The 25,457-nt window shown below is 44.0% G+C and carries 25 protein-coding genes; 8 read left to right on the plus strand and 17 right to left on the minus strand.

The features are described 5' to 3' along the window. The first annotated feature begins 19 nt into the window (after window positions 1-19). On the plus strand, window positions 20-2,821 hold the full coding sequence (locus tag NE665_RS14930) for a glucosaminidase domain-containing protein (protein ID WP_256302565.1): 2,802 nt from the start codon (window positions 20-22) through the stop codon (window positions 2,819-2,821). A 79-nt stretch (window positions 2,822-2,900) separates the two neighbouring features. Beyond that, window positions 2,901-4,670: an oligoendopeptidase F gene (gene pepF, locus NE665_RS14935; protein ID WP_117443670.1), complete on the plus strand. Its 1,770-nt coding sequence runs from the start codon at window positions 2,901-2,903 to the stop codon at window positions 4,668-4,670. Between the two features lie 186 nt (window positions 4,671-4,856). Here pepF and NE665_RS14940 read toward each other — a convergent pair whose 3' ends face one another. Then, complete coding sequence (locus NE665_RS14940; RefSeq protein WP_117443669.1) at window positions 4,857-5,825, minus strand: serine hydrolase; 969 nt, start codon at window positions 5,823-5,825, stop codon at window positions 4,857-4,859. Window positions 5,826-6,234: 409 nt separating this feature from the next. Then, window positions 6,235-7,680, minus strand: a complete 1,446-nt coding sequence (locus NE665_RS14945; RefSeq protein WP_117443668.1) for a leucine-rich repeat domain-containing protein — start codon at window positions 7,678-7,680, stop codon at window positions 6,235-6,237. Between the two features lie 301 nt (window positions 7,681-7,981). Here NE665_RS14945 and NE665_RS14950 point away from each other — a divergent pair, with 301 nt between their 5' ends. Beyond that, on the plus strand, window positions 7,982-8,182 hold the full coding sequence (locus NE665_RS14950) for a cold-shock protein (RefSeq protein WP_002609517.1): 201 nt from the start codon (window positions 7,982-7,984) through the stop codon (window positions 8,180-8,182). A gap of 99 nt (window positions 8,183-8,281) precedes the next feature. After that, on the plus strand, window positions 8,282-8,764 hold the full coding sequence (locus NE665_RS14955) for an HD domain-containing protein (RefSeq protein WP_117443667.1): 483 nt from the start codon (window positions 8,282-8,284) through the stop codon (window positions 8,762-8,764). 159 nt (window positions 8,765-8,923) lie between these two features. On the opposite strand, the gene NE665_RS14960 is transcribed toward NE665_RS14955, so the two are convergent. The 11 genes from NE665_RS14960 to NE665_RS15010 form a co-directional block, all read right to left on the minus strand. After that, complete coding sequence (locus NE665_RS14960; protein WP_233104720.1) at window positions 8,924-9,604, minus strand: hypothetical protein; 681 nt, start codon at window positions 9,602-9,604, stop codon at window positions 8,924-8,926. Window positions 9,605-9,616: 12 nt separating this feature from the next. Beyond that, window positions 9,617-10,231 (minus strand): class II aldolase/adducin family protein, encoded by a 615-nt coding sequence (locus NE665_RS14965; RefSeq protein ID WP_117443666.1) that lies wholly within the window; start codon window positions 10,229-10,231, stop codon window positions 9,617-9,619. Then, complete coding sequence (gene otnK / locus NE665_RS14970; RefSeq protein ID WP_117443690.1) at window positions 10,224-11,474, minus strand: 3-oxo-tetronate kinase; 1,251 nt, start codon at window positions 11,472-11,474, stop codon at window positions 10,224-10,226. Before otnK ends, NE665_RS14965 begins: the two co-directional genes overlap by 8 nt. A 101-nt stretch (window positions 11,475-11,575) precedes the next feature. Further along, complete coding sequence (locus tag NE665_RS14975) at window positions 11,576-12,418, minus strand: class II fructose-bisphosphate aldolase (RefSeq protein WP_117443665.1); 843 nt, start codon at window positions 12,416-12,418, stop codon at window positions 11,576-11,578. A gap of 11 nt (window positions 12,419-12,429) precedes the next feature. Beyond that, entirely contained in the window at window positions 12,430-12,810 is a 381-nt protein-coding gene (locus NE665_RS14980; RefSeq protein WP_008816855.1) for a cupin domain-containing protein, read from the minus strand. Window positions 12,811-12,832: 22 nt separating this feature from the next. Further along, window positions 12,833-13,474, minus strand: coding sequence for an aspartate/glutamate racemase family protein (locus NE665_RS14985; protein ID WP_055200320.1), 642 nt, complete (start codon window positions 13,472-13,474; stop codon window positions 12,833-12,835). A gap of 44 nt (window positions 13,475-13,518) precedes the next feature. Next, on the minus strand, window positions 13,519-14,349 hold the full coding sequence (locus NE665_RS14990; RefSeq protein ID WP_117443664.1) for a PTS system mannose/fructose/sorbose family transporter subunit IID: 831 nt from the start codon (window positions 14,347-14,349) through the stop codon (window positions 13,519-13,521). Then, entirely contained in the window at window positions 14,346-15,155 is an 810-nt protein-coding gene (locus NE665_RS14995; RefSeq protein ID WP_117443663.1) for a PTS sugar transporter subunit IIC, read from the minus strand. Before NE665_RS14995 ends, NE665_RS14990 begins: the two co-directional genes overlap by 4 nt. A gap of 15 nt (window positions 15,156-15,170) precedes the next feature. After that, window positions 15,171-15,656: a PTS sugar transporter subunit IIB gene (locus tag NE665_RS15000; protein ID WP_117443662.1), complete on the minus strand. Its 486-nt coding sequence runs from the start codon at window positions 15,654-15,656 to the stop codon at window positions 15,171-15,173. A gap of 10 nt (window positions 15,657-15,666) precedes the next feature. Then, on the minus strand, window positions 15,667-16,794 hold the full coding sequence (locus NE665_RS15005; RefSeq protein ID WP_233104721.1) for an iron-containing alcohol dehydrogenase: 1,128 nt from the start codon (window positions 16,792-16,794) through the stop codon (window positions 15,667-15,669). Continuing rightward, window positions 16,778-17,200, minus strand: a complete 423-nt coding sequence (locus NE665_RS15010; RefSeq protein ID WP_117443660.1) for a PTS fructose transporter subunit IIA — start codon at window positions 17,198-17,200, stop codon at window positions 16,778-16,780. The genes NE665_RS15005 and NE665_RS15010 overlap by 17 nt, the downstream gene beginning before the upstream one ends. Window positions 17,201-17,447: 247 nt before the next feature. Here NE665_RS15010 and NE665_RS15015 point away from each other — a divergent pair, with 247 nt between their 5' ends. Both NE665_RS15015 and NE665_RS15020 read left to right on the plus strand, forming a co-directional pair. Beyond that, a complete protein-coding gene (locus NE665_RS15015; protein WP_117443659.1) occupies window positions 17,448-18,203 on the plus strand; it encodes a DeoR/GlpR family DNA-binding transcription regulator in 756 nt (251 codons plus the stop codon). 16 nt (window positions 18,204-18,219) lie between these two features. Then, window positions 18,220-19,038: a sugar phosphate isomerase/epimerase family protein gene (locus NE665_RS15020; protein WP_117443658.1), complete on the plus strand. Its 819-nt coding sequence runs from the start codon at window positions 18,220-18,222 to the stop codon at window positions 19,036-19,038. 361 nt (window positions 19,039-19,399) lie between these two features. Here the strand turns inward: NE665_RS15020 and NE665_RS15025 are convergent, their stop codons facing one another. Beyond that, entirely contained in the window at window positions 19,400-20,734 is a 1,335-nt protein-coding gene (locus NE665_RS15025) for an MATE family efflux transporter (protein ID WP_117443657.1), read from the minus strand. 63 nt (window positions 20,735-20,797) lie between these two features. Here NE665_RS15025 and NE665_RS15030 point away from each other — a divergent pair, with 63 nt between their 5' ends. After that, the gene (locus tag NE665_RS15030) at window positions 20,798-21,592 is read left to right on the plus strand and encodes a MerR family transcriptional regulator (protein WP_117443656.1); all 795 of its coding nucleotides are present in this window, start codon (window positions 20,798-20,800) and stop codon (window positions 21,590-21,592) included. 63 nt (window positions 21,593-21,655) lie between these two features. Here NE665_RS15030 and NE665_RS15035 read toward each other — a convergent pair whose 3' ends face one another. After that, window positions 21,656-22,282, minus strand: coding sequence for a GNAT family N-acetyltransferase (locus NE665_RS15035; protein WP_117443655.1), 627 nt, complete (start codon window positions 22,280-22,282; stop codon window positions 21,656-21,658). A gap of 189 nt (window positions 22,283-22,471) precedes the next feature. On the opposite strand from NE665_RS15035, the gene NE665_RS15040 reads away from it, so the two are divergent. Beyond that, window positions 22,472-23,278, plus strand: a complete 807-nt coding sequence (locus tag NE665_RS15040) for a MerR family transcriptional regulator (RefSeq protein ID WP_233104722.1) — start codon at window positions 22,472-22,474, stop codon at window positions 23,276-23,278. A gap of 279 nt (window positions 23,279-23,557) precedes the next feature. Here NE665_RS15040 and NE665_RS15045 read toward each other — a convergent pair whose 3' ends face one another. Both NE665_RS15045 and ugpC read right to left on the minus strand, forming a co-directional pair. Then, window positions 23,558-24,013, minus strand: coding sequence for a hypothetical protein (locus NE665_RS15045; RefSeq protein ID WP_117443653.1), 456 nt, complete (start codon window positions 24,011-24,013; stop codon window positions 23,558-23,560). 339 nt (window positions 24,014-24,352) lie between these two features. Next, on the minus strand, window positions 24,353-25,444 hold the full coding sequence (gene ugpC / locus NE665_RS15050) for a sn-glycerol-3-phosphate ABC transporter ATP-binding protein UgpC (RefSeq protein WP_008816868.1): 1,092 nt from the start codon (window positions 25,442-25,444) through the stop codon (window positions 24,353-24,355). Between the last annotated feature and the right edge of the window lie 13 nt (window positions 25,445-25,457).

The raw sequence follows: 25,457 nt of genomic DNA on the forward strand, positions 1-25,457 counted from the left end.
ATCATTTTTGGCATAATAAATGGCAGAAACGTCGACTATTTTTGGGTTTATGAAGTACGTTTCTGCCACAGATATTCTATCAGATTTTAAAAAGACTGTCGACAGTCACTTTGTCAACAGTCTGAAGGATGGTACCTATACCATCCTTGCGGACAGTGACACCTATGCCAGAGCGAAGGTGCTTTATACGCTGCAAAAGCGCAGCTATGACAATCTCGCAATCACCTATGGCAGCAGCTTCCTGAGTCTGGAGCAGGGCGTTGTGGAATTTGCGACAGCCAAGGACTGCACGCTGAATATCACCTACACCAATGATGCAAACAAGGAGGAAGGCTATACCAACGGCTGCTATGGCATCGATGCGGCATTTCTGGAATACAATCCTGGAACGCAAAAGGTAAAGTTTCGTCTGTCCGGTGTTACCGGATGGGCAGATGCAGCCGATGTCACTATCTATCCCATTGAGCAGGTTCCCAATGTTTCCTCGTTTACGGTAAAGAACGGCGTTTTGCAGCATCAGCTGAAATCCTCGCTTGCAACCGCTGCCTATGACAACATCCTGCAGCTGGGAAGCGCCCCGCAGCAGCTCAGCGAGGGGGTTACCTACTATAGCTATGATACCCATTATTTCTATGATAATTACGCTGTGATGATTGAAGATTATCGAAACAACAGCTTTGCGCATGCAGTCAATGCCAATGCCCCCTACTATAATTATTATCAGTATCTGAACCATCGTTCCACCAGCGCCTATTCGCAAAAGGATGTGGACGATTATCTGAAACATACGTTGGCTCTGCAGCATACGATTACCGCCTTTTATGATAAGGACAACTATATCCACGACGTGCTCACACAGTCCCTGCTTTTACAGGCGGAAGCTGCCTTCTTCCAGTATCAGAATCAATTCGGAGCACATGCACTGATGATGCTCTCTCTGGCGGAGAATGAGAGTGCTTTGGGAAGAAGCTACCTTGCCTATACCCGCAACAATCTGTTTGGACATGCCGCCTATGATTCCGCTGTAGAGGAAAACGCCTCCCGCTATACCAGCACCGCAGGCAGCGTTTATTCCCATGCTCTGCATTATCTGTCCAATGCGTATTTGAATCCCAGCCAGTTTCAGTTTCACGGCGGCTTCTTTGGAAATAAGGCGGGAGGCATGAATGTATCCTATGCCTCTGATCCCTACTGGGGAGAGAAAGCAGCACAGTATTTTTATGAAATGGATCATGCCATGGGGGACAAGGATCACAACCGCTATGCACTGGGCATTGTAAAAAACACCGGTGTTTCCATATACAAAAACGCAGACAGAAAAAGTGAGGCTGTCTACAGCATCAAAAAAGGCTATGATGCAGCTTTGATCCTGCTGGAAAAGCTGGAGAACAAGGATGGCGTCTGGTATCGGGTGCAAAGCGATCCCTCACTTGACAAGCAGCAGAAGCAGCTGGAGGGCGGCTACAGCTTCAAGGATAGCTACGGCTTTGTGAAAGCGGAGGATCTGTCCACCATATGCAACAGCAAATACATACAGGATAAGGCCTATGTGGATATCACCTTTGATGCCAACGGCGGGACCTTTTATCCCGACGATAAGAAAATCGTTTTGCAGGTGGAAACCGGAAAGACGCCGGTCGTACAGGCACCGGTCAAGGATCACGCCCTCTTTGATTCCTGGGATATCAAGCCCGAGCCCGCAAGGGAATCACTGACCTACAAGGCAACATACAAGGATGTCAAGCAGATCGTATTGACACAGATGCCGCTTACCACCTATGATGTAAACGAATCCCTCGATGTCAGCGATGGCAAAATCCGCGTGGATTTTGCGGATGGTACAAGCAAGGAGGTTTCCATGACCACCGATATGGTGGAGGGCTTCTCCAGCAAAAAGACAGGAACGAAAACACTGAAGGTGACCTATGCCGGCTGTACACTGAATTATGAAATCAGGGTATCCGATGAGCTGACAAAAAAGCAGGAAAACATGCAGCAGCGAGCTGCGGCGATCATCAAGCTGTACGATGGAAAAACCGATTTGAACGATGAGGCACTGCAGGAGCTGGAGCAATTCCGCAAGGATGTGACCGCATTTCCTCTCACACCGCTTGCAACGGAACAGATACGCCTCATCGACCGTATTCTGCAGGAAAATCTGAATCCCCGCTACAGTGTCATCATCAAGGATAACAGCCATGATTTGCAGGTATCCGGTCTGTCGATGGCACGGACACAGGAAACCAGCTTCCTCAATACCCTTCTGCCGAAAACTATCGTCATGAAGGTAAAGGATTCCATAGATGAGGAGCAGAAAGCACTCGCAACGAAAGTAGCCAAGGCAAATGGCACCAAGGTCGAGCAAGCCTTCTCTATTGAAGGAACGGATGATTTCTCCTCCCTGAAGCTGAAGCAGGAGGCAGTGTTCTCCATCAAAAAGCCGAAGGACAGTAAAAACAAACGGTATCGTATATATTATGTGGATGGTCAGGATGTCTATCAGATTCCTACCGAGCAAAGTAAAAGCCGTATTCGCTTTACAACGGAAAAGCTGGGCAGCTATGTTGTGGTATCCGCGAACCAGCGCAGCATACAGGAAGCAGACGATATGACAGAGGTAAATACGATTGCGCTGAATGGAACTAATTATATCCTGCGCTATATACTATTGCCGTGTCTGTTGCTGGCACTGCTCGTATGCCTGTTAATCACGGTGTATGTATACCGCAGACGGCATCCGAATCTGCGCTTAAAAAAGCCATGGAAAAGGGGGAAGCTGAAAAAAGCGCAGCATAAAGCAGATACAGAGGATAAGCAGTAGGAAAGAAAACAGAAGAAATCACGTGCTTCCTTGTGATTTCTTTTCATTTGACATACAATACTATATGAGGTGATCACACATGAAACGTAATGAAATAGATGCACAGCTGACCTGGGACCTGCGCTTTCTCTTTGGAAACCAGGAAGCCTTTGAAGCCCAGTATGCACAGGCACAAAAGGAGGTCGGGCTGCTGCAATCCGCCCTTCCCTCCCTTACGGTTGACAAGGACAGCTTCATCAGCTTTATGGAGCATCAGGAAACACTGGAACGCTATCTGGATAATCTTATCAGCTATGCGAAGATGAGCTGTGATGTAGACCCTGAGCACACACAAAATCAGGAAAATCTGGCACGCAGCTATACCCTGTATCAGCAGGTGAGTCAGGCCTTATCCACGCTGCCCCTGGTGCTGATTCAAAACAGGGAACAAATCGAGCAGTGGCTGGAAACCGAGGAATGCAGAGACTTCCGTTATCCGATGGAAGAGGTGTTTCGTACCATACCACACCGACTCAGCGAGGAACAGGAAGAACTGCTTGCACAGGCGGGAGAGCTGATTCGCAACCCGCAGGAAACCTTTGAGAGCTTCCGTTTGCAATTCGAGCCTGTCCATGTGGATGGAAAAGAGGAATTTTTGAATGAAGGAACCTATCAGCAGTTTTTGAAAAGCCGTGATCCCATGGTGCGAAAGGAAGCCTTTGAGCATTTCTTCACCGCCTATAAGACCTATCAGAATGTGTTTATGAATCTGTTGAGCGGTCATGCCAGAGGTCAGATATTTGAAGCCAGATTACGCAATTTCTCAAGTGCACTGGAAGCCTCTTTGTTTGCGGATGGTGTTGACCAATCGCTGTTTGACAAGGTGCTTTTCATGGCAAACGAAAAGTACATCGATGGCATTCACCGTTATTTTGCTGTACGCAAGCAAATCAGCTCGCTTGCAGTACAGCATGTGTACGACATTCAGATTCCACTGGTGGATACAGTGGATATCAGCTATACCATCGACGAAAGCTTCGATATTCTCAAGCATGCCCTTGCACCGCTTGGCGAAGACTATGTGCAACTGCTGGATCAGGCAAGAGAGGAGCGCTGGATTGACTTTCTGCCATGTGCCGGTAAACAGGGCGGAGCATATTCCGGGGGAACCTATGATTCCCGACCATATGTACTGACCAATTTCACAAACGATTATCCATCTTTAAGCACGCTGGCTCATGAGCTGGGACATTCCATGCATTCCTGGTATTCCCGTCACCATAACCGGCCAATGCTTTCCCATTATACGATTTTTGTCGCCGAAGTGGCATCCACGGTTAATGAAATCCTGTTGAACCGCTATCTGCTGGATCACAGCGATCGTGAGGATGAAAAAGCATATCTTCTTTCCAACCTGCTGAATCAGCTGGTTGGTACGCTCTATCGCCAGCCGATGTATGCGGAATTTGAAAAACAGCTGTATGCCATGCTGGAAAACAAAGAAGCGGTTTCTTCACAAAAGCTGACCTCCCTGTACATGGAGCTGTCCAAGAGGTATTATGGAGATGCCGTGGAGGTGGATGATCTGCAACGCTATCATTGTTATTATATACCGCACTTTTATTACAATTTCTATGTATATAAATACACTCTGGGAATGTCTGTAGCGATTAGCTTTGCGAAGAAGATTCTTGCCGGAGAGACAAAGGATTATCTGGAGTTTCTTACGAAGGGCGGCAGTGAGTCACCGCTGGATGAGCTGATGCATGCCGGTGTTGATCCAAGAGTAGACAGCGTATACGATGATGCCTTCACCTTCTTTGAAAAAACACTGGATGAATTTAGTGATCTGATGAAGATCAATCGATAATCCTTCCAAAGCATCGCATCGCAGAAACCCTTGACGCTTTTCACTGCTATACCGATTCGCTGAAAATGATTCCTCTATAAAGCTGAAAAAGAATGCACAATCCATGGATGGTAAGCGTCCTGCAGGATGTTGCATTCTTTTCTTTTGCTGTATCGTCGTTATGTTTCTCTTTGCCTCTGCTTCAATTTAATATATAAATATCGGCTCAAGGTGCTCTTTGATGAAATCCATGCTGTCTTTTGCTCTTGGATTGAATCGGCACATGAGAGAAACAACAAGCTGCTCTTTGGTATTTACATATATGATGTTTCCCCCATCCCCCATTGCCGCAAACACATCTTTCTGCTCATCGATCCACCACAAATAGCCATATGGCAGATTGTGCTTTTTCCAGCGGCTGTGTTCCTTTGTACTTTGTTCAATCCAGTGTTTTGATACTAACTGCTTACCTTCCCATACACCGCCATTCAAATACAGCTGACCGATGTCCGCCATCTCCTTTGCCGACAATGCCAGTCCCCAGCCTGCTGATTGCAGTCCCTTCGCATCTGCTGCCCAGCCACTAATGGAATCTGCCTGATTAAATGCCATCTGTTCCTCCTTGCTTTTAAAAATCAGATCCCTTTCCACAGAGATATGCAACGGGGCAAACAGCTTCTCCTGTGCAAACGCAAGCACAGATTGTCCGGTCGCCTTTTGCAGTATGCCGGTTAGAATATCCAATCCAATCAGCGGTGTGTATCGAAATTGCTTATTCCTTCCCTTTAGCTGATCGAGTGAAAATTGCAGCCAGTCATCACTTGTAAAATATTTTATATACGGAGGAATTCTGTATTTGTATGCCGCGGTCATAGTGATGATATCCTCCAATGTTACCTCTTTTCTGGCACTGTCCTTTTCCTGTGCTACATCTGGAAAAAAATCCAGAACCCGCTTTGTTACATCGTCGATATATCCTGCATCTATTGCAATACCCAGCAATATGGATACGATGCTTTTGGTCACAGAATACACATGCATTCTGCTTTCAAAGGTACATCCCTGAAAGTATGCCTCATACACACGCTCTTTGTTTTTCAATACGTTTATACCGCAAATATTCTTGTATTCACGGTTGATCAATGCTTCCATTTCTGTTATTTTCATCTGCTTCATCCGATTCCCTCCATCTGCTTCTGTCTCTATCTTACAGCCTTCCCTCAGGGCAAGGTCAAGGGGGATACGGTGGAAAGCTGCAACAGCGCATCAGGAAAGTATTTCGTTACCTCATCAACGAATTCGCTTGTTTTCTTATTAAAAGCCTTATAGAGATACCCTTTTTAGATTGTGCGAAGCTCTTTCAGCCTATCCTTCCTACACAAGACTTTTGCGCAATACTGTATACTCTATTGGCTTGCTGTGCTAAGGAAAGGCCCCAAAGCGTTTTCCCGCAACTCTTTTCACAAGCCGCAACAGCTCTACTATATCGAATGAGCAAAGAAAAGAAAAGCCTGTGGTACACAGCATACGCACAGGCTTTCCTTCATAATCAAAAGCAAAGAAATTTACGTTTTATCAGACTGCCTCAATATGAGAATTTATCATAGTATTCCATATCCTCAAGAACGGTGATATCCTCAATCGGATTTTCATCCAGACGAAGCTCATACAGATTCTTCAGCTTACTCAGCGGTGTCACATCCGTGACATAATTCGCCTTTAGGGTTAAGGAGCTCAGATAAATGCATTCCTCCAACGGAGACAAATCCATTACGCCATTGTGATCGAGCCGCAGGGAGCTTAAATTGATCAGCTTCTTCAGCGGAGAAAGATCAGTGATGACATTGTTGTATAAATCAATCGTACTCAGATTCGTCAAATCCTTTAACGGCGTCAGATCAGAAATATTGTTGTGGGAAAGCCCCAGACATTCCAGATTGATCATATCCTCAAGAGAATCGATATTGCGAATATCGTTGTTTCCGACATCCAGGGTCGTCATATGCTCACAGCCCTTTAAAACCTCGATATGCTTAATATGATTGTTGAAGACATTCAGCTCCACCAAATCCTTTGCATTCTTCAAGAATTCAATATCCTTCAGGAAACAGCAGCTGGCCTTGAAATAGCGAAGCAGCTTCATTTCTTTTAAGATTTCCGTATGCTCCACACGGTTTTCGCTGATGTCCAGCTTTTCCATTTTTATCAGGCCCTTTAGATTGCGCAGGTCCAAAAGACCGCTTTGTGTTGCGCGCAGATCCTTTAAATTCTTCAGCTTCTTTAAGAATGAGAAATCCTTAATGTGATCAAAGGATATATCAAGAACCTCCAAATTCGGAAATTCCTCCAATATACTTAAATCACGCAGATATTCACAATTTGAAATATTCAGCGTGCGCAAGGAATCCTTCATATACTGCAACGGAGATAAATCACAGAACAGATTGGTCGATAAATCCAAAACCTCGATGTGCTTCAAATAGGTCAGATCGGCAATGTCATACAGCCACATCTTGTTCATATGAAGCTCCTTCAGCTCATCCAGCATACCGAGAATGCTGAGTGGGAACGGACCGTTTTCAATTCCGACATACAGCTTCTTCAGCTTCTTAACATTTTCCAGATACACCAGATTGTCGACCTTGCTTCGTTCCAGATTCAATTCCTCCAGATTGATCATTCCTGCCAGTGCACTGATATCCATCGTATACAGGTTATTGCGCGAAATGTCCAGCCGCAGCAGCTGCCGGAATTCTCTTAGCGCCTGAATGTCACGCAGCATATTCTTGGACAGATTCAAAACTTCAATCTCTCGCAAATCACGGATCGGTGTCAGATCCTCAATGGCATTTCCGCAAAGGTCCAGATAATTCAGATTAGCCGCATATTGCAGTCCTTCCAGAGAGATGATTCCACTGCTTCTGGCAGAGAGTGTCGTCAGCTCTTCCAGCTTTTTTTCTGTGATATCCGCTTCCTCGATCTGCAGGGTTCTGGCGATTGCAGCTCGCAGCATTTCATCCTGTATGATCATAAACATTCCTCCGTTTCTTTTCTTGTATGCCTATATTATACCCCAAAAGATTAAAATCTGAAACAGCTTACACAAAAAAACACGAATCATGAAAAAGAGAAAAACAAATCCTTCCAATTAACGAAATAATGATTGACTTTCGGTTTTGAAAGTGATATTGTTTAAGAGTAATAAAAAGCAATAATTATGATTTCACAAGTCTGGAATTGTATTTATGTGTTTCAATGTACGAATATCCAGTTTTGTGATTTTTTTATACATTGGAGGGCTTCTTATTGACACACGTATAGGAGGTACTAAAATGAGTACAGGTAAAGTAAAATGGTTTAATGCAGAAAAAGGTTATGGATTCATCACTTCTGATGAAGGTAAGGACATCTTCGTTCATTACTCAAGCATCCAGAGCGACGGATTCCGTACACTGGAAGAAGGACAGGCTGTAAACTTCGACGTTGTTGAAAGCGATCGTGGACAGCAGGCTGCTAACGTAACTGTAGCGTAAGCAAAACCGTTCTTGGATCATGACCTCGTGCATGATCCTTTTTTTTGACTGTGCATATCCTGTACGGAAATGATACAATAGAAGAAAGGATGTGATGTCATGGATCGCTTAGAACTTATCCGTGAACAAACGGATGCCGTTATTCAAAAGCTGATCAAGGAAGAGGAACGCAAATTTGCATATATCCACACGTACGGTGTTGCACAGGCTGCTGCCATGCTGGCTACTTTGCGAAAGCTGGATGTGGAGCTGTGCTGTATCGCGGCTATGCTGCATGATATAGCGCTTTATGCACTGAATTGTCCGCATTTGGGGCACGCACAGCGCAGTGCGGAATATGCGAAGCAGCTGCTGGAACAGATGGAGGTATTCAGTGAAGAGGAAATCCGAATACTGACTCATGTGATTTCCGTGCATTCCGATAAAATGAATCGGCATGACGGGCCAATTTCAGAGCTGCTGAAGGATGCGGATGTTTTGCAGCATTATCTGTATAATCCGAAAATTGAGTTGTCGGAAAAAGACAAGGTACGGCTGTTTTATCTGCTGGAGGATTTGAATTGCGCACAGGCAGAAAAATAGCTGTCTATAACTGCAAAACAGATTACGTGAAAAAGGAGTATTCATAGGGGAATGTCCCTTGCATACTCCTTTTCCTATTCTAATCTCCCTTATTCTCCCCTGATCGATTCCTTTATAAGCTTCTTTCCTGTATACAGGATTCCTGCTGCTTTCCTAACGCTATAAGCTCACCTCTGTATTTTCGTGCTTGTGGCGGTAACAGATCGAGCATTTCTGCATGAGAGGAAAGGAAGCAGCCATGGTATTCCCCAAAACAAGCATACTGATCCAGGTACCCTCGCGCAGCATTGTGAAATCCAGAGAGTACACAACAATAAGCAGCAGACTACAGCTGACAAAGACAGCATCTGCACTGCAGCGCAGAAAATTGAAGGGCTTTTGATATTTCTTTGAAATCACGGTAATCAACTGTTCAAACGGTTGCTTCACAAGATCAGCTGCCATGGTGAGTGCCACACCGAAGGACACAAGGAGAATCCCCACAGCCAGAAACACCCATTGCATAGGATACGATGCAGGCCGAATATCTGCAAGAAACGCTATATCATAACAGGTGAGATTGATGATGATTCCCTGCATCCAGCACACCGGAAGCTGCAAAACCTGAAGCTTATCAAATTCCTTTTGCTGTATCAGCAGCTGTAATAAAACACATAGCAGATAAAAGCACATAAGAAGTGTACCGCTTTTCATGCCACTGATAAGTGAGACACATTGTAGAAAGGCTGTCAACGCAGTTTGTCCAAGACCGGATTTCATCATGAATGAAAGTCCCAGAGCTACCCCTGTAACACCGAGCAGCATTTCTGCGAATTGCTCTATTTTCCAAACGTAAGCCATATACACCCCAAGCTAATGGGGTATGAAATCGATATTTTCATCCGGGCAGCTTTTCAGCATCGCATATACATGGGCACTGCTTTCCATTTCTTCAACAAGATCAAACGCATGATACACATCCTCGGCTCCGGCAACGATTCCGTGATTTTTCAACAGCAATATCCTCGGCTTCGTCCCTGTTTTATCCTTGAAATGACGAAACAGTGCATCACTTCCCGGCGGCGCATACGCAACACATGGGATATTTCCTTTTGTTTGCATATACAGATAAGGTGTATATGCAAACAGGTTTTTGACATGAGATTCTGTATCTGTATAACAGGACAGTACGCTAGCATAGAAGCTGTGTGTGTGAATCACCGCCTTATATTCCTCGCTTTCCCGATACAATGCCAAATGCATGGGATATTCCTTGCTTGGCTTTCCATACAGAATTGTTCCCTGCATATCCACCTGTGCGAAATCTTCCTGTCGCAATCTTCCAAAGCAGCTTCCGCTCCTTGAAATATACATACGATGCTCATGGAGAAAGCTGATATTTCCTGTTGAGCCGCTAACCAGTCCTTTCTGAAACAAGGTATGCGCACTCCAGATAGCGGCATCCAGCTTTTCCTGTAATTCACTCATGTGTGTTTCCTCCGATCGCCTTGATGAAGAAATCCTCTGCACCGAAATTACCGGATTTCAGAATAAGAGTAAGGCGCTCATTCTTCAATGGAATCAGTTCAGGAACACCGGGATCAACACTTTTTCCGATATGAAATCCATCAAAGCCCAGCTGCTGTATGACAGCCCCGGAGGTTTCTCCGCCCGCAACTACGATACGTTCATATCCGAACGACAAAGCAGCACTGCTTATCTCCCCCATGATCTGTTCTATGCACTTCGATGCTTGATCGAAGGCTTCATCCTTTTTTAGCTCACGCATATCCTGTTCCACCGCATCACTGTATATCAGCACCGGCTGTGCCTGTTGGTTTGCATATGTCAGAATGTCTTGGGCGGTAAGCTCTTTATTCATCACACGGTTTGCATTTACAGGATAACAGCAGCCATGATGCTTTCGGAAATACGCAATCTGCCTTCTGGTAGCAGCCGAACAGCTTCCACATAGCAAAATCGTCCGTCCGTGCCTCCGTGTCTGATTTTTTTCCGGATGCAGCAAAGCATCGTTCTCTAAAACATAGGGAAGCAGGCCGGATCCCCCGGTAAGAACAGGCAGCTCCTTAAACGCTTCCGCTATCCGTATTCCATCCTGCTCTGTTTCATAATCCGGTACGATATAAAACCTCTCATATCTGCATTTCAACGCATGTATCGTTTGTTTCCATTCTCCCTCACAAAGCTCCTTCTGCCGCATAATAAAGCAGGGGTATTTGCTTTGCGGCTTCATCAGATTGGGGATATAGGAATCCCACATTGGATTCAAGGGATGATTTTTCAACGGACTATCACTTAATTTTTCACCATTGACGTACAAATTTCCATCCTTTACTATGCGCTGATTCACAGGTAAGGAGGGGCATAGAATTGTAAAGGGCTGTGCTAGATATTCCAATAAGAAATCAGCTACAACTCCGATATTCCCCTGAGGAGTGGAGTCAAAGGTTGAGCAGTATTTGAAATATATTCGTTCACATCCGTTTTCCTTTAGGAAATCAACAGCCTTTTTTACTTCCGCAACAGCCGCATGGGGAGTAACGCTCCTTGTTTTTAAAGCGATAACAGCCGCATCACATACCTGCAGCTCGTTTGGAACTGCATTGTACATGATGGTTTCAGCACCGCTTTTTTCTAAAAAGCTGGCTGCGTCCCCTGCACCTGTAAAATCGTCAGCGATAACACCGATTTTTATATTTTTCGTTTCCATATATAGCTCCTTTTTCGGTAAGAAAATGCTTTCCCGTTTACAGGAAACAGTTCCCAGTTCAGGAACAACTTCCATACTACGGGAACTGCTGTACGCTTCCTTTACCCCCAGGCCTTTCCAGCCTGATCAAATAATTCAACATAATGAGCCAATCGATCCTTATACCCTTTTTTGAAGGCAGGAATCAGCTTCCATTTATCAAAATTCGGATCCTTGATGAAGCCCTCCAGCTCCTCTTTTCCTGCAACGATCAGCTCAGTAGCCAGATTAACCTTCTGAATTCCTGATCGAACTGCTTTTCTGAGATTTTCATCCCCTGTTCCACTTCCGCCATGCAGAACAAGCGGTGTATCTCCACATGCTTCAACGAGCTGTTTTAATCGCTCGAAGTCAATATGTGGTGTCCCTGTGTAACGTCCATGTGCAGTTCCTATGGCAACTGCCAGACAATCCACACCGGTTTCCTTGATGAAATCTGCCGCTTCGTTTGGAACGGTAAGATTATTGACACCGTCTACAGCATAATTGTTTCCCATACCGACATGCCCCAGCTCGGCCTCTACACTGATTCCCAGCGGTTTGCACATTTTTACGACTTCCTTCGTCTGTTCCACATTTTCTTCATAGGATAGGCTGGAACGATCAACCATGATGGATGTAAACCCGGAATTGATACCGAGCATGATATCCTCATAGGATTTTCCATGATCCAGATTGATTGCGACAGGTACTGACACCTTTTCTGCAAGGTCTCGTATCATATGTATAAACCAGGGAAGATCCGTGTGAATAAACGCATTGACATCTACAATCATGGGCGCATGGTATTCCTCAGCCACCTCCAGCACAGCCCTTACCGTATCCTCACTTTGTACATTGGGGGCGGTAACACCATAGCCTCCTTTCTTTGCATGATCGAGTATTTCTTTCATTGTAACTAACATAATAAGCACCCTTACCTTTCGTTATCCTCCGGCCTGCAGTTATCACCCTGGCCATATATAAAGACGATTTCTACGCATCCTCCTTCATCATAGTGGAAAGCATGCCATTCATTTTCCGGAATATGCAGAATCATCCCCTCCTCTAATGCAATGGTTCTTTGCAAATGATGCGCATCACTCCCCCAGGATACATACCCGTTCACCGACTTTGTGATGATCACGGTTTCCTCTGCATGTGCATGCGGCTCCATGATGCCATACTCTTTTTTGTATAACGCATATCCCACTGTCATTTTATCGCTGTCAAAGCAGCTGTTTTTACCAACTGCGCGTATCAGTCCACGTCCGCAAAGTGCATCCACGGTGATGCTATTTTTATTTATATACTCCATACAGACTCCTCGCTTTCCCTACTCATATCTCCTGCAGCTGCTTAAGACCCAATGGCAGACTCGTTACTATTTTCTCTCTGCCCTGCGTGATATACTGTATCGCATTCGCCATACTTGCCTGTGCCAGTACGATCACATCATATGTGTTCCAGTGCTCCTGTATCACTTCTGCGATTTTTTGATCATGCCGTTCTCTGTCAATTTCATATAGTTCAAACACATCGGGTATCAGGATACAGGTGACACTTTGCTCCTGTGACTTCCGCTTGCTTCTAATCAAATCGGATGTCGGCTCCAGCGTACTTTTCACCGTTCCCAGAACGAGGATGTTATTTCCTGACTCCACCGCTTGATCTGCCATTGGCTCATCGATTTTATATAGCGGTATATCCAGAAGCTCTCTGGCGATATCCGCTGCTTTGCCAAGCGAAGAACAAGCCAGTAAAAGCGCATCGCTGCCATTGTTTTTCGCAATACATGTATATTGGATAAATCGCTCTATTACGGATGCACTCATTCTCCCGCTGCACTTTATATCATTTAGTAAAGAATCATCCAACATGTTCACAATATCAAATTTATCTGGATACAGCTCCCGTATCATTGCGGGTATCGTAGTGGTTGTCGCAAGGGTGGTGTGCAAAATCGTCAATTTCTTTCGCATATAGATTTCCTCCTTTTCCCGTCATGAATATTTCATTTTGAAGTCTAAACGATATGCACCACAGCCATCATAAGGGAAAGAACAAAGATTCCGACCATGATCCAGTTGATATTTACATTTTTATCAAGCAGTTTTTTACAACCGAACGTCAGCAGGAGCGGAATAAGTCCTAAAAATAAGGTATCCAAGGAGGACTGTAATGCGACCGCTTCTCCACCAGGAATCGGAATGGAAATCGCTGTTGTAAATTTTACAGTAGATGCTGTCATTGCGCCAACCATAATCAGACCAAGTATACCGGCGCATTTTGTCAATATCTTTAGGGTACCATTCTGATACATATTCGTGATAAAGCTGGAACCGCTGATAAAGCCGACATATCCCAAAGAGAAGCGCAGTGCCATCGTACAGCCGTTATAAATCAGAAAGAAGAGAATCGGCCCAAGAATAGAACCCTGCAACGCAAAGCTGATACCAATTCCTGCCGCGATGACACGTACGACACTGAACAGCAGGGAATCTCCGATTCCTGCCAGCGGCCCCATAAGCGCTGCTTTGATTGCGACGATAGAGCTTGTATCAAAGTCATCTACTTCACTGTTTTCTTTTTCCATGGAGGCGACAAGTCCTGCCAGGAACGGATAGATAGCATTGGATACATTACAAAATTGAACATGACGGTAAAGTGCTTCTTTTTTCTTTTCCGGCTGATCTTTATAATAACGGTTCAGTGCCGGCATGATCTGCCACAAGAATCCGATTGCCATCTGTCTGGCCTGCCCGCCTACCCGTGAACAATGTGCATTTAGTGAGCGCCAGCAAATGGAGTTGATCATTTTCTTATCTTCTCTTGATAAATTATTTGTTAGTTTCATTGTAAGAAATCCTCCAGTTCCTCATTTGAATCATTTGTGTCAGCACATGCGACCGGGTGCTGTTTCATTCTATTGATTTCAAAGTCACGCATGGCTGTCGCTACCACGATGACAATACCGATTACTGCAATCGCGATGATTGGCAGCTTCATATAGATAAACATAACGAAACCAAGCAGATAATAAATACCGATTTCCTTTGTCCAGATCATTTTCATCAACAAAGCCAGACCAACTGCTGGAAGCAGCTGTCCGCAAACGGTAAGTCCGGTCATGACAACATCCGGGATGGAATCCACAAATGCTTCAACTGCATTATAGCCAACATATACACCGAAGAATACGATAGCAGCAAAGAACAGATTTTTAACCAGCCAAACGCCAAAGTTCAAGTAGATGAGAAGTCCTCTTTCATTTCCCTCAAGTGCCCATTTATCCATTAAGGTTGTGAATACAGTCAGGAAAATATTATTTACAAACATTGTTACAAATCCCATCAGAATCCCGATAGGTACAGCAATCGTCAAGGCAGCCTGCGGATCCAGTGTAGCGTTGGTTGCGAAGGCTACTGCAAATACGGTTGCTGCAGAATGGTCCGCTGATATCTGTCCACCGATATTGACAGATCCCATAAATACAGCCTCCAGTGTAGCCCCGATAATCAACCCCTGTTGCAAATCTCCAAGCAAGAGTCCTGTAACCGCTCCGATAAAGATTGGACGATCGGACATACTTTGACCAAATATCCAGTTTCCGGCATAACAGATAAAATAGGACAATGCAGATAATAAAGCGACGTTTAACATATTCAATTCCCTCCTTTAGTTGTTTTCCAGCAGCTTTTTCACACTGATTTTAGGGTTTGTCGGTATAACCCAGTGAATGGTTTCCATATCAAGCTTGGCAATTTCCTTTAATGCTTCCAATTCCTTTGGTGTACAGCCAACATCCGCATTCAGCTGCTTCTTTTCCGATGCTGCTTCAAAACGCCCAACATTCGCTACGTTTATCGATTCCACCTTGCAGCTAGTAGCGATTTTCAGGGCATCCTGAATACTATTGGTTAAAACAAACATTTTGACTGTCTCTGATTTTGGATTATTAAACACCTTGATGGCATCATCAACACTGCGAATCAGAACCTTTACGCCATTGGGAGTTGCCATTTTCAATGTCATCTGCTGTACCTCGTTTTTTGCCGCCTGATCATTTGCTACTACCAGATGGGTGGTAGCGAAATGCTTTGACCATACGACTGCGATCTGCCCATGAATCAAACGATCATCTACACGAATTTGAATTATCATACGTTCCTCCTTAGATGCAGCTTTTATAAATCGCTGCTAAATCACCACTGCTTAAAACACAGGGTGAATTGACAAGCAGCCGCTGTTGTTTTTCATACACGCTGACTGCCCAAGTATCACAGATCCCCTCGTGAATCCCCAATGCTTTGAAATCCGGACATGGATAGATTTCAGATAACAGCTCTTGTAACCCCAGAATGGATGAAGGACCTTCCGGCAGGCTCTTCAAAACATTTTCCAGCTTGCACAATGGTATATGCTTTTTTTCATAGTATCGCAGAGTTTGTGCAAATACCGCATAGACCGCTTCCCCATGAGCAAGCTGACAATTCGTTCCCAAGGGGAAGGACAATGCATGCATCGTAGCACATCCTGCTATGCTGAAGGCAATCCCTGCCATATTGGCACAGATTAAACTTTTCTGCAAAGCCTGCGGCAGCTTCTGTGTTCCTTTCACCTCCTGCAGATTTTCCAAAATGCCAAGAATCGCACTTTTTGCATACATATCTGTATAGGGGTTTGCTTTGGGTGAAAGCAATGCCTCAATCGCATGTGCCAAGGCGTCAATGGATGTGAGTGCAAATGTCTTATAGGGCAGGGATAGCAGCAGCTCTTCAATCAGAATCGCTTTATCCGGGAAGAGTGCATCCATCTGCAATCCAAGCTTGCTGTGCAGGGAAGGAAATTCCACGACTGAAACATTGGTTATCTCACTTCCGGTACCGCAGGTAGTCGGCATAGCAATCAGTTCCCGTGTCTTTCTTAACTTCTCTTTATCGTTGTACAATTCCTGTACAGTGCGACCATCCCCGAATACGCAAAGCTTTGAAACATCAATTACTGCACCTCCCCCGATTGCGATAATGCGCTCATATGGATACGCATTTGCTTCTTTTAATATTTCATCCACCCATTCCTCTTTGGGCTCCTTTGTACCGTATGCATCCATATTCAAAAGAACTGCCTTTCCCAATGCATTTGTCTCTTCGATTTTTTTCATCTGGGAATTACTTGTGATCACCAAATCAGTTTCCTGCAGCTTTAATTTCTTCAGGCAGGCTTTCAGATCAGGTTCCTGATAGATTTCTCCTTTTATACGAAATAGCCGATGCAGCGCAGTCTCATGCAAAGAACGCATCCTCATCACCCTCCTTAAACGCACATGAGGACAGCTTTACAAGCTGCAGCTGACACTCCTTCAGCAAGCTTTCCACCCGTTCAGCAGTTAAACAATCATCTGTCATAGCCACTGATAAAACAATCGGCAGATTCATACCGGTAACAACCGGAATATCCTTACCACTTTCCATCACCATTGCACTAACCTGCTGATTCACGCTCCCTCCATAAATGTCCGTGAATATGATTGCTTCCCCCACCTCTGCAGAATCCACAAACCTCTGGAGCTTTTGCAGATAATCACTGGAAGTATCTACATAAGCATCCACAGCATCAATCATTTCTGATTGTCCCAGAAAAAACTCCAAGGTATCCTTTAATCCGGAAGCTAATCTGCCATGCGACGTTAATAAAATCCTTTTCATTTCATCACCTCTCGTTCACTTTATACATCTATATAACCACAACTTAACAACAATTTCAACATATTTTTAGTATTTTATTGTTATTTTAGTCATTTTTCATTTTCATATTCTGGATAAATTTGTATTTAAAACAATAAATTTGGTTATTTTATAGGTAAATCATTGTTATTTTAACATCAGTTTGCTATAATATACTCAGCAAATGCGTAAATTTATACAATCTATAAACTGGAGGGAAGGATTGCTTATGATAAACAGCCAAAGAAAAAAAGAGATTATAGAGTATTTAAGTGATACAGATTATCGCACACTGAAGGATATTGCGGAGAAATTCGGCATATCCATGAATACTGCACGAAGAGATATCAATGAATTAGCGGATGAAAACCTGGTTAAGAAATTTTATGGCGGTGTGAGTCTGGCAAAGAAAAAGGACAGCTCCTTTCAAAGCAGAATCGCCTCACACATCGAGGAAAAGCAACGAATTGCAAGATATGCCGCTGCATTGGTGAATGACAACGACTTGCTGTATATCGATTCCGGATCGACGACTTCTTTATTAACAGATTATCTGCACAGGGATTTTCATTTAACAATCGTCACAAACAACATCTATGTCATTACAAAGGTGATTGAGGTTGAGAACTGGGATTTGATTGTTGTGGGATCAAGATTGAAGCATTCTTCCTGTTCCCTTATAAACGTATATGATTGGGACTATCTGAATTCTTTAAATGTAAACAAGGCCTTTTTGGCTACAACCGGATTGACCATTCAAGCCGGTGCTACAAATCCGGATAATGCGGAAACAATCATCAAGACAAGTATGATGAAAAGAAGCCAGGAGAACTTTCTCCTGACAGATTCATCTAAATTTGATCGAACGTCCTTAAGAACCTTTGCCAACATTGAGGATTTCAATAAAATTATCACATCCGGTTCTGTGCCGAAGCATTATGTAGAATACTGTACTGCCAGCAGCACACAGCTGGTTATTGCATAAGGAAGGAGGGTGCTGTATGAGAATAGGCTGCTGCATCGCCGTAAGGTATATTTCCTTGGCTAAGGAATTCGGATATGATTATGCTGAATTATCCGCAAGAGAGATTATGGAAATGGATACGGATATCTGGAACGAAAAAAGAAAAGAGATTCTGAACGCGGGTATACCGGTATTGGGCTTCAGTGCTTTTGCAGATGAGCATACACCCTTGATTGGCCCGTCTGCACAGGAGAAAGTCTGGAGTGCTTATTTGGATATATTATTGGAAAGAGCCTCACAGCTGCATATAAAAAACATTGGAATCGGCGCTCCAAAGGCCAGAATGATACCACCGGAGTATGATTACGAGCTGGCAACACGGGAAATGGAGTATTTTCTATATACGGCTGCTAGGAAAGCAAGCTCTTATGATATCACGATATTGTATGAAGCGCTGCATCCGAAAGAATGTAATTTTGGTAATCATACGCAGGAGTGCTATCAAACTGTAAAGCATATCCATTCTTCAAATCTAAAGCTGGTATATGATGTATATCATGCGGTAAACGCCGGTGAACAGTATGCAGACAGCCGAATGTGCTTTGATGAGATACGACATATCCATATCAATTCTTGGGATCAAAGACTGCAACGATATTTCTTATTTGAAAAGGATTTGCCCTATGTAAAAGACCTTTGTGTATTTTTGCAATCCGTAGGATATGATAACACGATTTCTGTGGAAGCCTTTGATGCGGATTTCCCAGAAACTGGAGCTGCTTCGGTTTCTATTATAAAAGAGGCGTTACACGAGGCAGAAATCAAAAATCCAGTATCCCGTACAGCAGCTTTTTGACAGAGCTTCAACATTTTCTGCTTTCATACGTTTATCAATCCTTTGATGAGCTATGAACGCCGTATGCATCAATTTCTACGAAGAATCAAATACAGCATGCAATGTATACTTATAAGCTGGTAAAGCTTTTCTGAGGATGTTGTGTTTGCGCATTGTTATAAAATGATGAAGAAGAATGATCCGCATAGATGGTTCACATAGCATTGCAATCTTTATAAAAAAAAGGTATTCCGCTCGATTGTACATACAATAAGCTAGAATACTTTTTTTCTCTTAGCCGATAGGACGCTCGTATTTTGAAGATTGTAAGGTTGCCTGCAAGCAGCCTTTGCGTAGGCTCTTTTTGACTATCAAATCCTTCCTATATCTGCTGCAGAGCCTGTTCCCCATGCACCTGCGCCTTTCTCTGACTGCGCAGCATACACCATATACTGACCACCAGTGTACTGCTTTCACACACAAGCGTTGCATACCAGATACCTTCCCCCTGAAACAGTTCTCCCATAAGCCATATAGATGCCGCAATCAGCACAAAGCCGCGCAGCAGCGATATGGTAAAGGAATAGCCGCTTTTCTCCACAGCCGCAAAATAACCACTGCACACGATATTGTAGCCGATAACCAGATAGCACAGAGAATAGATGCGAAAGGCATGAACAGTATAAGCAAACAGCTCGGTTCTTGATGCATCGATAAAAATCGAGACAAGCGCCGGCGTCATAAACAGACAGATTGCCAGCGCCAGCAATGACATCGCAAACGTGGAGTACAGGGCATAGCGCAAGAATAATCGGCAGGTCTTTTCCTCCCTGCGCCCTCGATAAAAGCTGACCAGTGGCTGCATCCCCTGCGATATACCCGTAAAGGTCATCATGACAATATTGTAGATATACGTGATAACCGTATAGGTCACCACACCGTTATCTCCGATATGCTTTAAAATTGCATGATTGAACAGAAAGATAATCGTACCGGCAGACAGCTCTGTGATAAAATCCGCAGTTCCAATCGGAATAATACGCTTGTAAACCGATAAATCCAACGTCGTTTTACACCAGTGAATCGTTCCTCTTTTTCCCAGAAAATGAATGGTAAACACGGTAAATGTCAAAACCTGAGACAGCCCAGTCGCAATCGCCGCTCCCCGGATTCCCATCCCCACTTGCACGACCAGCACATAGTCCATGACGATATTCGTCACCGCACCGACCGTTACAGCCGCAGTTGCCAGCTTTGGAAATCCATCCGTTTTGACAAGCACCTCCATGGAATAAGACACGATAAAGAAAAACGTAAACCAGATCAGCACGCCCAAATAATCATAGACATAGGGCAATGTCACTTCACTAGCTCCCAGAAACAGGGCCAGTTCATTTTGAAATACCAGTGCCAGCAGCGTGATGATCAAGGCACACACGGTCAGAAAAATCGTATTTCTCGTAAATGTTTCATTTGCGCTTTTCATTTTGTTTTCTCCACGGAAGATGGCTACAACAGTACTCGTTCCAACGGAGAAGAGAATGGAAAATGCAAAGATGAAATTGACATACGGCATGGAGATATTTACTGCGGAAAGCGCATGCTCGCCAACAAAACGGGCTACGTAAATACCGTCCACCATCGTATACAGATTGAAGACCAGCATGGATACCACGCTGGGAATTACAAATTTAAAAAACTGCTTTCTATGATTCATAGTATAACCTCACTTGCATATCCATCATAAACCCTGGTATAATACCAGAGTCAAGAGGTAAATATGAAAACTTACTATAAAATCAATGAAATCTCAAAATTATATAACATCGGGCAGGATTCACTGCGTTATTATGAGGAGCTTGGAATCCTTCATCCCATGCGGGACAAAAATAACTACCGCCAGTATACCACCAGTGACATTCACCGTCTGAATGTGATTCGCGATCTTCGTAATCTGGGGTTTTCCATGAAAAGTATTCAGGACTATCTGGAAAACCGAACCATCGCCAACAGTTTGTCCTTCATGGAGGAAGAGGAGCGCATCATCAATCAGAAGATTCAGGAGCTTTACCAGCTAAAGGTCGATATCCTGCATCGCAAGGCGTCCCTAAAGGCGTGTCAGCAGCTGCAGATGGAGACGATCGAGCTGATGCGGCTGCCTCAGCGCAAATGTGTGGCTTTAACAACGGATGCTGTTCATGATGATGTGGATTATCAGCTGATGAAGCTGTCGAAGGAATACGAAAAAAATATTTATACGATTGCGAATTTTAATACCGGATTCTTTCTGGATGTATCTGATCGTGAACATATTCACGCTTCCTCTGTTTTTATTGCGGGGGAATCCCTGCAGGACTGGGAATTCACACTGCCTGCTGGAACCTATTTGAATCTATATTATCAGGGTGCACGCGATAAAGCACATGAACATTTAAAAAGCATGCTGAAATATTGTGATGAAAACGGATATGCCATTGGGCGCCATATCATGGAATTCTTTGTCATTGATACGCATGAGACCCGTGTACAGGAGGAATATATCACGCAGCTGCAAATCGAATTGGAAACTATATAGACGACTGCTATAAAACCGTACAGGGCACACAGCTTTGTACGGCTTTTCTTATCTTCTTTTCCTTCAGCATGTGACGTCATACAGGAAAAACTTCATCGGTGCCTGTTGTCCGGACAGCTTCGCAACCATATCGATTTCTCCTCTACGCTGCATGCCACAGTGCTCATAAAAGCCGTAATTACAGCTAATGTCTGTAAACAGATAAAAGCTTTGGATATTCTCCTGGCGCATATAAGTAAGTGCAGCATTGTAGAGCTGTTTGCCGATTCCCAGACCACGCACAGCTTCATTCAGGACAAAAAATGACAATTCTCCTCCATAGGTTTTCCCGCTGCCGTCTAGCAGCTCCTGATCAACATTATGAATCTTCCCGTAAAAGGAACAGATTTCTCTGCCCTCTCTTTTTATGAGCAGACGCACGATCGCAAGAAGGCTGTGCAGCTTTAGGGAAACCGAACAGCGATGCTTCTGTATATGTTTAGCCATAATGATACCGCAGGGCTTCCCGTCGACGAGCGCCACGGCAGTAAAGGTCTGATTCGCAAGACAGGAATACAAATATACATGTGCCAGTCTGGCTGCTGTTTCAGAAGAACAGAAGGCATCATACTTCCAGGTTTTGCGAATCACATCCTCCAGAGCGGGTGCATCCTCCTTGTAAAATCTACGGATATTGACAGTTTTGTTCATGATATTCACTTCTCCTTTATTCTCCATTTCTTCTGGTGTATAATCATCTTAAAGTATCCAGTAACTGTAAAGTCAAGAAGAAGCATACCAATTTCCTATATATTCGGATGATAGAGAATATCGCCTTTTATAATAAAAGCTATTTCCGGATATAAACGGTTGCAGATCGGATACTGAAGGAGGAATTGTATGAAGCTGCCACCATGGAAAATGACAACTGCACAATTTGCGAAGCTGCATGGTCTGAACAAACGGACACTGCATTACTATGATGAGATAGGATTGTTTTCACCTGCCTGTAAAGGTGAGAACGGATATCGCTATTACGATTACAGACAAAGCATGGAGTTTGAATATATCCGCATGCTGAAAGATCTCCATATGAGTATTGAAGAAATCAAGGAATATGAAAGGAATCCAAGCAGTGCCAGCTTTTTAAAAATTGCGGATACCAAGCTTACCGAAATTGAGAAGGAAATCCAAAGGCTGCGAATGATAGCGGATTCTTTACAGAGAAGAAAGGAACAGCTGCTCCTTTGTGAACGTGTAGAGAGTCTGGAAATCCGCTTGGAAAAACAAAACGAATGTACAGTTTCAACGATACCCTATCCTCATGGCGATGCTTCCATAGCCGTTTTATTTCATCATATGATGAATGCCTTCGGTGCACAGCAGCTGCGTGATTTGAATATGGGCTGTTTTCTATCCCTTGATAAGGTGCAGAATAGAAATCTGGACAGCTATGACGGTTTATTCACCACAGCGATTCTTCCGGACACAGAGCCTATGGTTATTCCAAAGGGAACCTATTTATGCGGCTATATAAAAGGAGACTGGCAGCGAATTCCGCAGCTGTATGAAGCCATGTGTACCTATGCAGAGCAGCATGACATCATGTTATCAGGTGCTGCATGGGAAATCGGTCTGAATGAATTTGCGATTTCCTCAATGGATGCCTATGTGACAAAAATCATGATAAAAGCAGACAATGCTTGACTTTCCACCTACTGTACACTATACACAGAATAGGAAAAGGAGGGGCCGAATGAATTTGTCGAGATACTTATAATCAATCTTTTACGGTGTTCTTGTCATATTGTTTCTGCTGCTTTGCTTCTGGCTGAAGCAGCTCTTTCCTATGAGGGAGGATGACTGGAACAGCTGTTTTTTCAATATGTCGAATACTGGATATCTCATCCGATTTACCGCTGTTTCATCACTATACAAATCATGAAGTTATCACAAAGAAAAACAGCAGTTATGTAGCTGCTGTTTTCATTTTCGGATGATAGGAGCCCTATTGCCCTTCACCGTATAAGGAAGCTTAGCGACTGCTTCCAGTGTTTCCTGCATACAGCTGCGTATATCCTCGCAAGCATAGCCCTGCTCTTCACATTCCGCAAGGAATTCTTCTATGACTTCATCATAACGGTTTTTATGCTCCGTATTGCGTTTTTTCCAGTTGATTCCAGCAAAGGCAGGTAGAATTTTCCAGTTCACAGAAAGAATCCCCAGCTTCATCCATACTGCAAGAATAGGATAGCCTGGATAATGCTGCCAAACCGTCGCATTGTCATTGCTGGAAACCTCATCATCATGAAATCTGACAGTATACGTCTTTGCATAATCGCTGCTGTCAACATGCGCTTCCTGTTCCTGAACAAGGATACGCGCATCCGCCAATGCACTGTATGCCTCATATACCTTCGCGATCGGGGGGAGTTTTTCCACATCATCACCTTCCTGCTATTAGGATACCATGATATATATCGTTTATAAAGAGGTTTTCCACTTTTCCACACCGTTTTCCACAAACGGTGGAAAACGAAAAAAAGACCGGTAGTTGTGATGACATACCGATCCACAGCGATTTCCTTTCCATAAGGAAAGAAAGCATCTTTCTTTCCTATTCTTTATACATTCCCATACACCGCCATACCATACAATATCCGGCTGCCAGACACTGTATGATATGGAGGCTCAGCCGTACAACGTTTCTGAAAGAGGAGGGATGAATGCACTGCACGGCGTGCATGTGGAATGCCTGCATCCCATAAGGGATGAAAGAATCTAAATAATTGTTTCTTCTGTTTCCTTGTCGAAGAAGTGAACCTTACTAAGATCCATAGCCAGTTCAATATCCTCATGTGGTCTGGCTTCAATGCGTGCCGCTACCTTTGCCTCAAGACGCTGTTTTCCAAAGCGTCCGTGCAGGATAAATTCATGACCGAGCAGCTCGCTGACCTCAACATCAAACATGAAATGCGAAGTAGGATAGGTGTCCGCAACAATTCCTTCACCATGCAGATCCTCCGGACGGATACCCATGACAACCTCTTTGCCATCATACGGCTTCATAGCCTCGTGGAACATATCCGGCATTTCGATGCGCTGATCATTGCAGATAAACGCATTTCCCTGATAGGTTCCCTGCAGGAAATTGGTTGCCGGTGCGCCCAGGAATCCTGCAACAAACATATTCTTTGGATTGTTGTAAATCTCCTTCGGTGTACCGATCTGCTGAATATAACCAGCCTTCATCACAACAATACGATCCGCCATGGTCATCGCCTCAGTCTGATCATGGGTTACATAAATCGTTGTCGCATTGATGCGCTCATGCAGCTTGATGATTTCACTTCTCATCTGTACACGCAGCTTGGCATCCAGATTGGACAGTGGTTCATCCATCAGAAATACCTTCGCATTACGAACGATTGCACGCCCCAGCGCAACACGCTGACGCTGACCGCCGGATAATGCTTTCGGCTTACGATCCAGATAGTCTTCAATTTCCAGTATACGGGCAGCTTCCCGTACACGCTTGTCGATTTCTTCCTTTGGTGTCTTTTTCAGCTTCAAACCAAACGCCATATTATCATAAACACTCATATGCGGATACAATGCGTAGGACTGGAAGACCATGGCAATGTCACGATCCTTTGGTTCTACATCATTCATCAGTTTGTCATCGATATAAAATTCTCCGGCGGAGATATCCTCCAGTCCTGCAATCATACGCAGAGTTGTTGATTTTCCACATCCGGACGGACCTACGAATACAATGAACTCCTTATCCTTGATTTCCAGATTGAAATCAAAAACGGCCTGTACATTATTATCATAGATCTTATCTATATGTCTTAATGATAAATCTGCCATTTTACTTCCTCCT

It is taken from the genome of Clostridium sp. DFI.1.208, from assembly GCF_024463855.1.
GTDB lineage: Bacteria > Bacillota_I > Bacilli_A > Erysipelotrichales > Erysipelotrichaceae > Clostridium_AQ.

Bases quoted from the DNA above. Each gene is read 5' to 3' on its own strand.
- otnK (WP_117443690.1), bottom strand. From the start codon at position 11,474: ATGGAAACGAAAAATATAAAAATCGGTGTTATCGCTGACGATTTTACA.
- NE665_RS15020 (WP_117443658.1), top strand. From the start codon at position 18,220: ATGAGAATAGGCTGCTGCATCGCCGTAAGGTATATTTCCTTGGCTAAG.
- NE665_RS14980 (WP_008816855.1), bottom strand. From the start codon at position 12,810: ATGGAGTATATAAATAAAAATAGCATCACCGTGGATGCACTTTGCGGA.
- NE665_RS14960 (WP_233104720.1), bottom strand. From the start codon at position 9,604: ATGGCTTACGTTTGGAAAATAGAGCAATTCGCAGAAATGCTGCTCGGT.
- NE665_RS15010 (WP_117443660.1), bottom strand. From the start codon at position 17,200: ATGAAAAGGATTTTATTAACGTCGCATGGCAGATTAGCTTCCGGATTA.
- NE665_RS14965 (WP_117443666.1), bottom strand. From the start codon at position 10,231: ATGAGTGAATTACAGGAAAAGCTGGATGCCGCTATCTGGAGTGCGCAT.
- NE665_RS14940 (WP_117443669.1), bottom strand. From the start codon at position 5,825: ATGAAGCAGATGAAAATAACAGAAATGGAAGCATTGATCAACCGTGAA.
- NE665_RS14975 (WP_117443665.1), bottom strand. From the start codon at position 12,418: ATGTTAGTTACAATGAAAGAAATACTCGATCATGCAAAGAAAGGAGGC.
- NE665_RS15015 (WP_117443659.1), top strand. From the start codon at position 17,448: ATGATAAACAGCCAAAGAAAAAAAGAGATTATAGAGTATTTAAGTGAT.
- NE665_RS15040 (WP_233104722.1), top strand. From the start codon at position 22,472: ATGAAGCTGCCACCATGGAAAATGACAACTGCACAATTTGCGAAGCTG.
- NE665_RS15035 (WP_117443655.1), bottom strand. From the start codon at position 22,282: ATGAACAAAACTGTCAATATCCGTAGATTTTACAAGGAGGATGCACCC.
- NE665_RS14945 (WP_117443668.1), bottom strand. From the start codon at position 7,680: ATGATCATACAGGATGAAATGCTGCGAGCTGCAATCGCCAGAACCCTG.
- pepF (WP_117443670.1), top strand. From the start codon at position 2,901: ATGAAACGTAATGAAATAGATGCACAGCTGACCTGGGACCTGCGCTTT.
- ugpC (WP_008816868.1), bottom strand. From the start codon at position 25,444: ATGGCAGATTTATCATTAAGACATATAGATAAGATCTATGATAATAAT.
- NE665_RS15005 (WP_233104721.1), bottom strand. From the start codon at position 16,794: ATGCGTTCTTTGCATGAGACTGCGCTGCATCGGCTATTTCGTATAAAA.
- NE665_RS14950 (WP_002609517.1), top strand. From the start codon at position 7,982: ATGAGTACAGGTAAAGTAAAATGGTTTAATGCAGAAAAAGGTTATGGA.
- NE665_RS14955 (WP_117443667.1), top strand. From the start codon at position 8,282: ATGGATCGCTTAGAACTTATCCGTGAACAAACGGATGCCGTTATTCAA.
- NE665_RS15030 (WP_117443656.1), top strand. From the start codon at position 20,798: ATGAAAACTTACTATAAAATCAATGAAATCTCAAAATTATATAACATC.
- NE665_RS14985 (WP_055200320.1), bottom strand. From the start codon at position 13,474: ATGCGAAAGAAATTGACGATTTTGCACACCACCCTTGCGACAACCACT.
- NE665_RS15000 (WP_117443662.1), bottom strand. From the start codon at position 15,656: ATGATAATTCAAATTCGTGTAGATGATCGTTTGATTCATGGGCAGATC.
- NE665_RS15025 (WP_117443657.1), bottom strand. From the start codon at position 20,734: ATGAATCATAGAAAGCAGTTTTTTAAATTTGTAATTCCCAGCGTGGTA.
- NE665_RS14990 (WP_117443664.1), bottom strand. From the start codon at position 14,349: ATGAAACTAACAAATAATTTATCAAGAGAAGATAAGAAAATGATCAAC.
- NE665_RS14995 (WP_117443663.1), bottom strand. From the start codon at position 15,155: ATGTTAAACGTCGCTTTATTATCTGCATTGTCCTATTTTATCTGTTAT.
- NE665_RS14930 (WP_256302565.1), top strand. From the start codon at position 20: ATGGCAGAAACGTCGACTATTTTTGGGTTTATGAAGTACGTTTCTGCC.